At 57.8% G+C, this 11045-nt stretch carries 16 protein-coding genes; 3 read left to right on the top strand and 13 right to left on the bottom strand.

Going from position 1 to position 11045, the window contains the following annotated elements; all coding sequences use genetic code 11:
* The 5 genes from FNT36_RS25190 to FNT36_RS25170 form a co-directional block, all read right to left on the bottom strand.
* The coding region (locus FNT36_RS25190) for a hypothetical protein (RefSeq protein ID WP_233636221.1) at nucleotides 1-238 on the bottom strand (238 nt) is incomplete at its 3' end.
* A gap of 29 nt (nucleotides 239-267) precedes the next feature.
* Complete coding sequence (locus tag FNT36_RS25185; protein WP_144853538.1) at nucleotides 268-510, bottom strand: hypothetical protein; 243 nt, start codon at nucleotides 508-510, stop codon at nucleotides 268-270.
* Between the two features lie 16 nt (nucleotides 511-526).
* Nucleotides 527-910, bottom strand: a complete 384-nt coding sequence (locus FNT36_RS25180) for a hypothetical protein (protein WP_144853534.1) — start codon at nucleotides 908-910, stop codon at nucleotides 527-529.
* Between the two features lie 40 nt (nucleotides 911-950).
* A complete protein-coding gene (locus FNT36_RS25175; protein ID WP_144853531.1) occupies nucleotides 951-1307 on the bottom strand; it encodes a hypothetical protein in 357 nt (118 codons plus the stop codon).
* A gap of 266 nt (nucleotides 1308-1573) precedes the next feature.
* Nucleotides 1574-2617, bottom strand: coding sequence for an LPD29 domain-containing protein (locus FNT36_RS25170; protein ID WP_144853528.1), 1044 nt, complete (start codon nucleotides 2615-2617; stop codon nucleotides 1574-1576).
* Nucleotides 2618-3413: 796 nt separating this feature from the next.
* Between FNT36_RS25170 and FNT36_RS25165 the strand changes: the two genes are divergently transcribed.
* The 3 genes from FNT36_RS25165 (at nucleotide 3414) to FNT36_RS25155 (ending at nucleotide 6233) form a co-directional block, all read left to right on the top strand.
* Complete coding sequence (locus tag FNT36_RS25165) at nucleotides 3414-4550, top strand: replication initiation protein (protein WP_144853526.1); 1137 nt, start codon at nucleotides 3414-3416, stop codon at nucleotides 4548-4550.
* A gap of 89 nt (nucleotides 4551-4639) precedes the next feature.
* Nucleotides 4640-5845 (top strand): lipoprotein N-acyltransferase Lnb domain-containing protein, encoded by a 1206-nt coding sequence (locus tag FNT36_RS25160; protein WP_144853523.1) that lies wholly within the window; start codon nucleotides 4640-4642, stop codon nucleotides 5843-5845.
* 7 nt (nucleotides 5846-5852) lie between these two features.
* The gene (locus FNT36_RS25155) at nucleotides 5853-6233 is read left to right on the top strand and encodes a hypothetical protein (protein WP_144853520.1); all 381 of its coding nucleotides are present in this window, start codon (nucleotides 5853-5855) and stop codon (nucleotides 6231-6233) included.
* Here the strand turns inward: FNT36_RS25155 and FNT36_RS25150 are convergent.
* The 8 genes from FNT36_RS25150 to FNT36_RS25780 all read right to left on the bottom strand — a co-directional run bounded on the left by FNT36_RS25150 (nucleotide 6230) and on the right by FNT36_RS25780 (nucleotide 11013).
* A complete protein-coding gene (locus FNT36_RS25150) occupies nucleotides 6230-7207 on the bottom strand; it encodes a protein NO VEIN domain-containing protein (protein WP_233636220.1) in 978 nt (325 codons plus the stop codon). The two genes, FNT36_RS25155 and FNT36_RS25150, sit on opposite strands and share 4 nt — an antisense overlap.
* Nucleotides 7208-7535: 328 nt before the next feature.
* Nucleotides 7536-8207: a hypothetical protein gene (locus tag FNT36_RS25145; RefSeq protein WP_144853514.1), complete on the bottom strand. Its 672-nt coding sequence runs from the start codon at nucleotides 8205-8207 to the stop codon at nucleotides 7536-7538.
* A gap of 44 nt (nucleotides 8208-8251) precedes the next feature.
* Nucleotides 8252-8932 carry a hypothetical protein gene (locus tag FNT36_RS25140; RefSeq protein ID WP_144853511.1) on the bottom strand — a complete coding sequence of 227 codons (681 nt, stop codon included), beginning with the start codon at nucleotides 8930-8932 and terminating at the stop codon, nucleotides 8252-8254.
* 302 nt (nucleotides 8933-9234) lie between these two features.
* Nucleotides 9235-9771: a hypothetical protein gene (locus FNT36_RS25135; protein WP_144853508.1), complete on the bottom strand. Its 537-nt coding sequence runs from the start codon at nucleotides 9769-9771 to the stop codon at nucleotides 9235-9237.
* A 10-nt stretch (nucleotides 9772-9781) separates the two neighbouring features.
* Nucleotides 9782-10045, bottom strand: a complete 264-nt coding sequence (locus FNT36_RS25130) for a hypothetical protein (RefSeq protein WP_144853505.1) — start codon at nucleotides 10043-10045, stop codon at nucleotides 9782-9784.
* Entirely contained in the window at nucleotides 10042-10383 is a 342-nt protein-coding gene (locus FNT36_RS25125; protein WP_144853502.1) for a hypothetical protein, read from the bottom strand. Before FNT36_RS25125 ends, FNT36_RS25130 begins: the two co-directional genes overlap by 4 nt.
* Before the next feature lie 32 nt (nucleotides 10384-10415).
* Nucleotides 10416-10841: a hypothetical protein gene (locus tag FNT36_RS25120; RefSeq protein WP_144853499.1), complete on the bottom strand. Its 426-nt coding sequence runs from the start codon at nucleotides 10839-10841 to the stop codon at nucleotides 10416-10418.
* 34 nt (nucleotides 10842-10875) lie between these two features.
* A complete protein-coding gene (locus tag FNT36_RS25780; RefSeq protein WP_233636219.1) occupies nucleotides 10876-11013 on the bottom strand; it encodes a hypothetical protein in 138 nt (45 codons plus the stop codon).
* Between the last annotated feature and the right edge of the window lie 32 nt (nucleotides 11014-11045).

Raw genomic sequence — 11045 nt, 5'->3', positions numbered from 1 at the left:
GCAGGCCTTCCTGGGCAATCCGGCGCGTAGCCTGCACCAGCTTAAACAGGTCTTCGTAGGCCGTGGGGGTAGCAATATCCAGTCCCAGCCGCTCGGCTACCTCGCCGGTCATGCCTTCGGAGTTGAGGCCCTTGCCCCGTTGCCGCATAAGCACCTCCACGTCGGCAATTGCAGCGATTACCCGGCTGCGGTACTGGTTCCACGTCGGGCTTTGGATAGTTGGGGCAGGGCTGGACATTTTCATCTTGTTGGCGCGTTGGTGGGGGACTATTCCGGCAGGACATTCAGGGCCTCCCACGAGGCCAAAACGTTGGTTTCGGCGCTCCGCAAGCTGCTGCTGGCACTGTCGGCGCTGTGTTGCAGCTGGTCGATAAAGGGCATCCGGTCCCACCCGCTGCCCCCTAAGCTGCCGCCTGATTTACGCAGCGCGTTCGCCGTGCGCTTCACGTCGCGGCGGGCCTTCAACAGAAGCTCAACCGCCTGGTGCAGGGCTTTCAGTTCACTTTCCATCGCTATACGGTCGGGATTAATTAGGGCAAATACATGCAGCGTAGGCTTTGCCATTGCGGAGCACGACGGCCGGGGCGCTATGGATGGGGGCCTCGTCCCCGACGCGGAAAAAATGGCCGGCGGTGTAGGGGTTGTAGCTGATTAGCTCGGTGGCCGTGGCTTGCGCTGCCGTGGTGAACGTGCCGATGGCGTAGGCGTGCACGTTGCGCTGACGCTGGGTCAGCACCCGCTGGCGGGCGCTCTCGCTAACTTTGAACAGCACCCCACGCAGCTGCACCGTGGCCAGGTGGGCCACGACCAGCCCCCCGAACTGCACCGAAAAGAGGCCGTTTTTCAAGTTGCGGTACACCTTGACTTGCTGGCCTTCCAGGTCGATGGTAAGGGCTCGGGGGGCTGACATGGGGCGGGATTAGGTGACTGGATGGCTTGTGCTCCGGGCTTTAGAGGTGGGTATCGTAGCCCGTCACCGACGTAAAAAGGGTTTGCAAATCCTCGCCGTACACCAGCTCAAAAGTCTGCTGATTACTGATTACCGGCTCCCAATCGACGAGCACTTGCTGATAGAATTCCACGGTGTAGGTGTCCGTGGGCATGAGCGTAATTTTCAGGCGGTTAACCTTGGCTTTGTTTTTCCGCAAATCCATGCGCAGCCAGGGGTTCGGGTTGTGCTCCGTGCGGCCCGCCGCCATGAGTTTATTGGCTCCGGTCATCACCAGAAATTTATTACCGCCTAGCTGCATCAGGATGGTGTAGGCTTCCTCTACAATTGCGGGCTTTGGGCTGGGGGTGGTGCTCATGATTAAAAGGGCTTTTGCATGCACTGCTGATACTATTTAAACGCAAAACACTGCGATAATGTTGCATAAAATACAACTTTATTTAAGCAGTTTTTACATCTTTTTTGTGGATAGGAAAGGCGGCTTTTTCCCTTTCGTTCCCCTTTCTACAATTGAAAAAAGCGGAGGTGTAACCGGTCTATCAGGAAGATTTTGCAATTGCAAAACCTTCTTGTTCCCGACTACCGGCCCCTGGACCCCTACCCCCCCGAAGGGGGGGCTAGGCTTTAGACCAGCCAGCTCCGCTCGGCGGCCTCAAATTCGCGGTCGGTGTTGTCCTGGCCGGCATCGGCCAGCCACTGCATTTCGGCGGCGTAATACTGGCGGTCGGTTTCGTCCATTTCGGCCACTGGCTCGGCTACCGGCGCGGCCTGGGGTGGGTTAGCGTGGCGGGTGCTCAAAGTCAGCTCATCGCCTGTTTCGCTGAAATTCACGACGTAGCCCTGCGCACTCAGGGATTCTGCAAAGCGCTCCAGGTCACCGTGGCTGCTGTCGCTGCTCACGGAATAGGTGCCGGCGTGCTCGCCCCAACTCGTTTGCATGTTGTAGCGCTGGCTACTGTGCCACTTGTCGAACGCGGCGAACTGGTCAGCCAGCGCCGGGGCCTGACGCAGGTCCAGCGAGTTGAGGAAAAACCCGTAAGCCGGCGAGTAGCTGCGGCGGTCGCTGATGTACTTGGCCCCGTAGCTCACGCGGGCCAGTTGGCCGGCCTCGTTGATGGCCGTAGGCTCGCGGTGGTACTCGTACATATCCTCTTGGCTGTTGAAGCGGCCACTGATAAAGGGGGCGTACACCTGTTCGACCTGCTTGCTGCTCGGTCCGTCGGTGTAGGCAATATCCACGCTCGAACCGTTGGCGAAGGTGGACGAGGTCACGCTGAACTTCACGGCCGGAAAGGCTTTTTTCAGGGCCTCGCGGATAAGCTGTGCGGTGCCGGCCGTAGTGTAGCTGCGGTAAAGGGTTTCGCCTTCCTGACGGTCGTTGAAGGGGGCGCGGCCCTGTTTCCGGTCAGCAGCTTTGCGCTCGGCTACTTTCCCGGCCTGGGTCAGGGCTTCGATGATGCACTGCTCGGCCTGGGCTTCGTCCTTAGTGCTGTAATGCTTAGCGGGCTTCGACTGCTTGCCATAAAATACGGCGTAGGAAAACTGGCTGCCATAGTGGCGCACGTAGCCCACGGCTACGGTATCAGCTACTCCGGTCACCTGCACCTGCCGGGCATTTTCGGTGAAAAACTTGCGAAGTTGGGCGAGGTCCTGGGCGGTGGTTTTCATAGCTAACGGCTTGTTTTTGTGCTGCTTTCTTATACTATTCAAACGCAAATCACCCCTTTAATGTTGCATAAAATACAACTTTATTTAAGTAGTTTTTACATATTTATCCTGGCACGCTGGGTGCATTTTCTCCCTTTTGTTCCCCTTTATGCGGCCATAGTGGCTTAGGGAGTATTAATTCACGGCTCTGGCCCCGTTTTCTTGGCCGGGGTGGGCTTTCCTTTGGTTCGCGGTAGGGATGGAAAGGGAGCGACCAGCGGGAGTTGTGTGCAGCACCGGAGCGCAGCGAAGCCCTGCACAGCCCGGCCATCCGCCCAACTTAATTTAGAGTAGCAGTTGGTAGTTTGGGGCAGTATAATTAATCTTTAAATAATAGTATAAAATAGTAGAAAAGTGCAATCCCGGTTTTTGCGTTTTGTACCCTTTTTTACTGTTTTGTTTCCCTGTTTTCCCAGGTTTTTTTACCCTTCTAAAAGCCTTTTTTTGGGTGGGACTAAATAGTTAGAAATTTTACTGATAGTCCTTGTAAAAACGACAAAATAGTTTTACTATAAGGAGTAGAGGGCATTAAGAGGACATTTGCAGTCATTGCGGGTAGTATTAAAAGGACAAATGGAGTCACTTTTTAGACCATTAAAAGGACAAATGGAGTCATGATTTGACCCATTAAAAGGACAAACGCAGTCACTATTTAGGACAGACTTTTCAGCTTGTCCTTTTTTAGCTTTACATTCGCCTTACCTGAGTAGCGGCGACGCGCCCGGTTTCTATCAGCTCCCCCGGATTCAATAAGGTTATGAGCAACAAAAGCAGCGCTATTTCCACCCTGCCCCTCGGTCTGGTTTATGAGCCGGTGCATAAGCAGTTGGTCAAGCAGCACTGGAATGTCACCTTCTCGCGCCAGAGTAAAATGAGCGTGGCGGCCAAGCGGATTATGGCGCGGGTGCTCGACCAGATTAGGGATGATGACTACGAGCTGCGGCCCTTCTACCAGATGCGGATTGAAGATGTGGTGGAGTACTCCGGCATCTCGCGGCGGGCAGTCTACAATGAGGTGCAGGGAGCCATCGTGGAACTGCTTACCACGGTGTGGTACTTCGAGAGCCTGGACAAGAAGGAGTGGCGCGGCCGGCACCTGCTGGACACCACCAAGGAAGAAACGGCCGGCTACAAGGACTCCATCATCACCATCCCGCTAAACCCCGCGCTGGCCGACTACTTCATCAACGTTGCCCACTACACTTCCTACGAGCTGGCGCAGTACATGCGGCTGAAAAGCTGGTACTCGATGCGCTTTTTCGAGATTCTGTCGGCTTTCAAGGATACCGGCTTTTGGGAAGTTGACATTGAGGAGTACCGCCTGCTGATGGACTGCGGCCCGCAACTCGACAAGCGCCGACAGCCCAAGAAAGACAAAAACGGGCAGGTCCTCATGAAGTACCCGCTGGTCAAGGACCTGATTTTGCGGACCACCACCGAGCCTTTGGAAGAGTTGGCCGATACCGACGTGTCTTTCACGGTAACGCCGATTTCCGAAACCGGGCGGGCCGTGCGAGGCCGGCCCAAGATTGTGCGCCTGCGCTTCGACCTGCACCACAAGCTGCAAAACGACATTCCCGAAAACTGGCTGGCGCACCCGATTACTAAAGCCCTCATCGAGCGCCTGCGGGCGTGGAAGGTTTCGGACAAGAACATTGCCCGCTGTGCCCCTACCCTGGGCCGGGAGGGGGTTCGGAAAATCCTGCACGAGTGGGACCTGAAGGCAATTCACCCTACCGACCGCATCAACAGCAAGGAAAAGTATTGCAATACGGCCATCACGCGGGCCGCAAAGCAGATTTTAGACCAGCAGAAGGCCGAAGCGCTGCAAGTGCGGGAAGATTTGCAGTTGGGGCTATTTGGTAAATCAACTGACGCATCTTCAGCAGATTAGCCTGATAGGCTTAGTGATTTCTAGTGCAGCACTGGTTTTCGACTATTGGCTTTGGTTAAAATAGCAGTTTGCAACCCCTACTCACTTTAATGTTACCTCGCCCGCTCGCCTGGGTTCTGCTGTGTCTGACTGGGTGGGTGATTACGCCCCTGGCGGCCATGCCCCGGCCCTTATCGCCCACCACGACCGTTAGCTTGATAACCTGTGCCCCCGGCACGGAAACCTATTCCCTGTTTGGTCACTCGGCCCTGCGTATCACCGACCCCAGCCAAGGGCTGGACCAGGTCTACAATTACGGCACTTTCGACTTTAGCACGCCGAATTTCTACGGGCGCTTTCTGCGCGGGGATTTAAGCTATTTTTTGTCGGCTACCTCGTTTGCCACGTTTTATGCGGCATATCAAGCAGAGCAGCGTCCCCTCACCGAACAGGTACTTGCGCTCCGGCCTGCGGAGACGCAGCGGGCCTACGATTATTTAGAAGCCTCCTTGGCCTCATCGGCCCGTTTCTATCGGTATCAGTTTTTTGCCGATAACTGCACCACCCGCTTGTATGATGTGATAATGCGTAGCGTGACCGGCTCCGTGCAGCTAGATTCTACCTACGTACCCGCTGGTCAGACCTACCGCCAGCTCCTTGCTCCTTATTTGGCCCCATCCCCGTGGGTCAAGTTGGGGATGAATCTGGGGCTGGGCTGGCCTGCTGACCGGCTGACTACCTTCCGACAACGACTCTTTTTGCCCACGGAGTTAAGCCAGGCCTGGACGCATACCAGCCGGCAGCATCGCCCCTTCGTCACCTACACCCGGTCCCTGTTAACGGCTCCTGTCCTCCCAGACCAACCACTGGGCTGGGGCACTCCTCAGCAGGTTTTTTGCAGCTTAGCCATCCTGTTGGCCCTCGCCGCCTGCCTACCGGCCCGCTACGACCTGCTAGCAGCGGTTCTGGGGCGCGGCGTCCTAGCGGCTGTGGGCCTGACGGGCTGTCTACTAGTGGGCCTCCACCTGTTTTCGCTGCATACACCGGCCCACTACAACTACCAGTTGTTGTGGCTACTGCCCACGCATCTGTTCTTGGCGGTTACCTCCCCGCGCCACTGGTGGCGGCCTTATACGACGGGGGCGATAGCGCTACTGATGGTGGGGAGTCTGCTGGGTTACTGGTTGTACTACTCTCAACTTATGCCGGAGATAGGGTGGCTACTCGGTCTGCTGCTTGGGCAATTGCTACTACTCCGAAGGCAGTGCTCCGTGGTTGGCCAGGCAGATATAAGAGCTGACTCCTTAGCTAATTGACGCACCGATGGAAGAATTGCTTATCCCCCGGCACCCACTCGACAAATCTCACCAAGCGCAACTGGCCTTTCTCGCTGCCCTACCCGAAGCGCAGCGAGCGGAGCACGCCCGGCTGTTTCGGTTGGGAAATGCGACCTATCGCTATCAGCAGCAGGCTCAAGGTGAGGTCACGGAAGAAGACTTTCACCACTGGCTCGCTGGCTTACCGGAGAAGATTCGGGTGGTTATAGCGCGGGATGGCTTCGAGGCCAGTAAGAATAGCTGGCCGCTACGGCGGCACGCCTTGGAGCGCCGCGACCTGGGCCAGGATGCTTTTCTAGAGGCCATCCTGTCACCAGAGGACTGGGCTTATCAGCAACAGGTAGCGTATGACACTAAATTGAGTTAGCGTGAAAAGACGCGGGCGCTCACTACCTCCTCAAAAACCAAGGGAAGCCCTTCTTCACTCTCCCATCTATCAGTAGTTCTGGAATAAGAGAAAATATGAAGCTTGGGCTTAGTAAGAGCATTAGTCACGATGCAAACGCGGTAGTTAGGCCTATCTATCAGCAAGTTCTTATACTCATTCGCTGTTAGTTCTGCTGCAACTGCCGGGCCGGAAAGTCCCTTCACTTCCAGCTTCAACTTGATTTTGCCATTGGTTGCGGTCAAGTCCCAGCCGACCTTATCCCTTTCTACAGTATTTAGCTCATAATCAAGGCTCTTGTAATACGCCCATGTGATTTCAACCGCTTTCTTTTCTACTTCAAGGCGGACCAGTGGGTCAGCCTGAGTAGGACGCTTACCCTTGACTTTACCCTTGGGTGGAAGAAGTCCATCACTAGCGATGTACTCAATAACTTGGTTGACGAAATCCAAGTTGTCTAGAGCATACCACACGTTGCTTTGGCCCATAGCACCCTTACCTCGGGGCACTGGCAATAATCGGGCATCACGGGTAAGTAATACAACACCATCACCGGGAGCTTCGGCCTGATAGCCAATAGGATTTCCTTGCCAGCTATGGCGAGCTTGTCTGGGCCGCGATTGTTCAGACCGAAATATGGTTGCGTTTTTATACCATCCCACCACATATGTTCCTCCCCCTTCATCAATCGGGCGGGCAGCTGTCCAAACAACGGTGACATTATCAATTTTATGGTCTGATTTAGCCGCGCCAAGTCTTTCTAATTTGATTTCACCACTGTGCGTAGTTCGGACGAAGCCATAGTACTTGCCCCGATAAGGCTTAAAATTGAATATCTCCCCACCCCAACCTTCCTCCCGATTATGCGCGCCACCACCAGTGATGGGGTCTTCGTTATGTCGATTACCTGCGTAGGAGTCCATCCAGCCAGTATTGAAGAATATAATTTGGTGCATCAAGAATGAAATGTGAAATGGTCTTGAAATTCAGCTGTGGGCTGGCCGCCTAAAAGTAAACTGTAACGCTATTGGCTTCGGTTAAAAGTCTGGTACGGATGTTACCTAGCTTGCCCGCTTACCTAAATTGGCGTACAGCAAGACCGCCGCTATTGGTATGGAAAAATTAAGCTCGTTCAAGCTGCCGGGTTTTGCTTTCTAAGCTTATCAATAACAAAACCGATGGTAAGGACATCTTTCCTTTTGTTCGCGGCCTCCGGTTTAAACATAGAAAGTGCTCCGGTCAGCCGACCGGAGCACTTTCGCTACTATTCCAAGCCGGTTGCTACTAGCTCCTTGCCTTGCGCCGGGCGGCCATGATGCTGCCGGCAAGTGGGGCCAGCATCGTAGCACCGCTGAACAGAGCTAGGTCGAGCATTTGGGGCCGGGCACCGTACAGATTTTGCAGTTCCCGGAACAGCTTGGCTCCCTGCCGGGGGGTGGCCCTCATCCAATGGGTCACGTCGGCGGCAGTCACCTCCTGGCCACCCACGATAATTTCCATGCTCGGGCTCAGGTCGGGCAACGGAGCCTCGGCCGGCTGCTCCCGCAGGCTGACGAATACCGCACTTGGCCCCTGGGGGCAAGGGTCAGCAGTAACCCACGTATCAGTATTGGCGCTGCCGTAGCCCTGCACCCAAGCGGCGGTGTAGCCATCAGTGGCCGCGCCGCTGCCGGCCTGGCGGCTGGCCTCGGCTACAAGTTGCGCGCTGGTAAAGAACTCGTAGCCGGCCGGAAACTGGTATAGCAAGCGGTGCTGGCTGCTCAGGCGCAACTCGCCCAGCAGGTTGCGACAAGCGCCGCCCATCCAAACGGCCTGCACCTGGCCATTCAGGCCGGAAAACTCCCGAATGGGCGCGGCCGTGGCGGCGGTGCGGGTGCTCATATGAACGTAGGCACCGACGCGAAAACCTTGTTCAGCCGCATTGGCCGCTAGTTGCTGGGGGGTGAGGTAAGCCATAACGAAAGAACAAGAGGGAGAAAAGTGAGAACTTGCAGGCGGGGCTAGGCGGCAGTCGCCGCCGGCGCGGCCGTGGTGTGGGCCTCGCTCATGGGGGGATGAATGCCTCTGGCCTCGTCGTAGAAGTAGTGCCACTGCGTCTGACCGTAGTTCAGGCGGTCTTTGTACAAGGCCAGCCCGCTGACCGTGCTGGTCGAGTGGCCGCTGTAAAAGCGGACCTGGTGGCCCACCAGAAACCTGGGTGCGGAGTGCTGCTTGCCAGTACTCACATAAGCGAGCTGGCCCACGATGCTGCCCACGGCTTGCCCGCGCCAGCGCAGCTCGTCTACCGGGCCGGCTTCGGCCCGGTGCTTCAGATATTCAACTTCCCGCACTTGGTCATTCAGGCCAATGGTGGCCGCGAGCAGGGCAATGGCCTGCTCGGCGGTGTCAGCAAAATATATCCGGTCCCCCTCCCCCGGCAGAAGCACCTCAAACTTGCCGCTCAGCAGTTGCTGAGTGTTTGGATTGACGTAGTTAAAGCCCTGGAAGGTGGGCGCGGAAAGCAGCTCGTACTGGCCCGCGTCGTCGCTGTGGCGGTTGTTTACCTCAATGGCATAATGGTAGCCGTTCCAGTAGATGGCAGTCACGCTGCCCTGCACGTCGCGGTAGCGGATGCTGCGAACGGTGGCCCCCAGGGCGATGCGGCCGGCGCGGGTTTCAATGGCGGGAAGGTTAGGGAGCATAAAACTGGTATTTTGCAATTGTAAAAAGTTGGGTTAAGCCGCTTGCTGGTGGGCCGGCGCGGGTGGCTGCTCCGGTAGGACGAGGGTGGGGGCTGGCCGGAACGCGGCCCGGATTGCTTCGGCGCGGCTCGCGGCGGTGCCGGCGCGGCGACTGGTAGCGGCCCCGAGTCCCTGCCGTACTTCCCATGCCCACCGGCAGCCGTATCGGTGGACGTGGGCGCGAAAGGGGAACATCAGGTGGTGACCCGTTGACGGGGTTTTAGTAGGAAGCAAGTCCCTATCCTTTGAAACCGGCGCATCAGTTAATCGCGCTGCTCGTCCTGCGGGTGCTCGGGGTGCTCGTCGCGGTCCTGGTTGTCGTCGGCCAACTCGTCGCCCTCCTGGGGTGGGTAGTCTGGTATCCAGTCGTCAGCCAGGTTAAGGCCGGGGACCGGGCCTGCGACGGCCGAAGCGGGCGCAATTTCCAGCACCTCGGGCACCATTGCCGACGCGGCTCGCCCCGGCTGGTAGGGCTCCAGCTCCCGGCCGAAAAAGTGCCCCTGCGTAACGCCGTGGGCGGCTAAGCGCTCGGGCATCTGGTCGGGCTGGCAGATTACGCCCAAATACCCATCGGCGTGAAAGTAGGCTTTCACTTCGGCCGGGCCGAAGCTGTTCATGTAAATGTGAACACGGGTACCAATGGCCGGCGCTTCGCTGCTGCCTGACCATAGGAGGCCAATGGGCAACCCGGCGCGGGTAGGGAAGCCCACCCAGTTCGGGCACTGCTCGGGGTCGCCCGCCCAATCTAATGGACTGATTTCGGGCTGCTGGGGGGCGGGCGTGGGGGTTATCATCGACATAAAAGCGGAACTAGTGGCCGGCAAGACTGGCCTGGTGAAAGTGACGGATATGAGCCAGAAAGCGGCGGGCGTACTGCCGGCCCAGGGGGTAAGGCTGGCCGGGCTGGCGGTCGGTGATAAACTCACCCAGCCAAAAGGCATAGCAGCTGCGGGCGGTGGTACCGTCGCTGGCGTAAAAGCGCCGCTGGCGGCGCTGCTCGCGGATGGTGCGGGCTTCGCGGGTGTGGGCGCGGCGGTCGTGGGGCCGGTCGTTCATCAGCCGGTGCTGCTTCATGATGGGGCACGTTCGGGCTGGCGGTCGTCCTCGTCGGGGCTGTCCGGCTGCAAGTGGTGCTGGCGCAGCCCTTCGGGCATCCGGTCAAAATCCAGCGCGTAGGTAAACAGGCCCAGGCCGGCGAACATGATTAGCAGTTCGCCCTTCTCATTACTCCACTGCGAGTAATGGAGCCCGTCCGGGCTGGTTACCCCTCCTCCGCCCACCTGGGCGAAGCTGGCCGGCACATCGACCTTGCCCAAGCAGGTGGTAATGGTGATAAAATGGCTGTGCTGAATATTCTCCTGGGCCAGCTTAATTGCCTGGTCAGGGGTCAGGGTGCGGGGTTGGGGCTGCATGGCGACGAGGTGAGAAAGTGTGAAGGGAATGACTAGGCCGCCTGGGCTAGCTGGTGAGCAAACACGCAGCGGGCGCGGGGGTGCATCCTGCGGGCCTTCGCGCTGCCGGGGTGGTAGGGCTCGGTGACCAGTCCTAGAAAGCCGGCCGCGTGGCAATAGCCGAGCACGGTAACCAGGTCGCGGTGCCCCCCTTGGTACACATCAACTTTAGCCCCTACCCCTGGCACAGGGCGCTGGGCCGACCAGTGCAGCCCACCGGGCAGCATCGTAAGCCGGGGCGCGGCCTCAAACTCGGGCGTAGGCGCAAGCAGTTGCTGGCGGGCATCCTCGCGGGCCTGCGCGGCGACTTCCCACGCGGCGGCGGCGGCTTCCTTCCTAGCGGTAGCGGTGGCCGGCAGGCGCGCCAAGCGGGCGGCGGGGATACGAAGGGCGGGACGGGTGGTTTTGGTGGCTTTCATGGGGCGGGCTGATAAGGAGCAGTAAAAAATGAGACTAAAACCAAGGGTCGGCTTCCCACTCGGCAAGGGCAGCGGCTGATACCGGGGCCGGGGTTTGGCTGGCTTCGTCGGCGGGGTCGTAACGGTCGGCCGACACTTCACCGGGGGCTAAATCGCACAAGTCAAAATTCATAGCTAAGAGGCTGTTTATTTGCTGTTTGCTTA

It is taken from the genome of Hymenobacter setariae, assembly GCF_007713685.1.
Lineage (GTDB): Bacteria > Bacteroidota > Bacteroidia > Cytophagales > Hymenobacteraceae > Hymenobacter > Hymenobacter setariae.
This window is presented reverse-complemented; position numbering and strand designations above follow the sequence as displayed.

Bases quoted from the DNA above. Each gene is read 5' to 3' on its own strand.
- FNT36_RS25185 (WP_144853538.1), bottom strand. From the start codon at position 510: ATGGAAAGTGAACTGAAAGCCCTGCACCAGGCGGTTGAGCTTCTGTTG.
- FNT36_RS25180 (WP_144853534.1), bottom strand. From the start codon at position 910: ATGTCAGCCCCCCGAGCCCTTACCATCGACCTGGAAGGCCAGCAAGTC.
- FNT36_RS25175 (WP_144853531.1), bottom strand. From the start codon at position 1,307: ATGAGCACCACCCCCAGCCCAAAGCCCGCAATTGTAGAGGAAGCCTAC.
- FNT36_RS25170 (WP_144853528.1), bottom strand. From the start codon at position 2,617: ATGAAAACCACCGCCCAGGACCTCGCCCAACTTCGCAAGTTTTTCACC.
- FNT36_RS25165 (WP_144853526.1), top strand. From the start codon at position 3,414: ATGAGCAACAAAAGCAGCGCTATTTCCACCCTGCCCCTCGGTCTGGTT.
- FNT36_RS25160 (WP_144853523.1), top strand. From the start codon at position 4,640: ATGTTACCTCGCCCGCTCGCCTGGGTTCTGCTGTGTCTGACTGGGTGG.
- FNT36_RS25155 (WP_144853520.1), top strand. From the start codon at position 5,853: ATGGAAGAATTGCTTATCCCCCGGCACCCACTCGACAAATCTCACCAA.
- FNT36_RS25150 (WP_233636220.1), bottom strand. From the start codon at position 7,207: ATGCACCAAATTATATTCTTCAATACTGGCTGGATGGACTCCTACGCA.
- FNT36_RS25145 (WP_144853514.1), bottom strand. From the start codon at position 8,207: ATGGCTTACCTCACCCCCCAGCAACTAGCGGCCAATGCGGCTGAACAA.
- FNT36_RS25140 (WP_144853511.1), bottom strand. From the start codon at position 8,932: ATGCTCCCTAACCTTCCCGCCATTGAAACCCGCGCCGGCCGCATCGCC.
- FNT36_RS25135 (WP_144853508.1), bottom strand. From the start codon at position 9,771: ATGTCGATGATAACCCCCACGCCCGCCCCCCAGCAGCCCGAAATCAGT.
- FNT36_RS25130 (WP_144853505.1), bottom strand. From the start codon at position 10,045: ATGAAGCAGCACCGGCTGATGAACGACCGGCCCCACGACCGCCGCGCC.
- FNT36_RS25125 (WP_144853502.1), bottom strand. From the start codon at position 10,383: ATGCAGCCCCAACCCCGCACCCTGACCCCTGACCAGGCAATTAAGCTG.
- FNT36_RS25120 (WP_144853499.1), bottom strand. From the start codon at position 10,841: ATGAAAGCCACCAAAACCACCCGTCCCGCCCTTCGTATCCCCGCCGCC.
- FNT36_RS25780 (WP_233636219.1), bottom strand. From the start codon at position 11,013: ATGAATTTTGACTTGTGCGATTTAGCCCCCGGTGAAGTGTCGGCCGAC.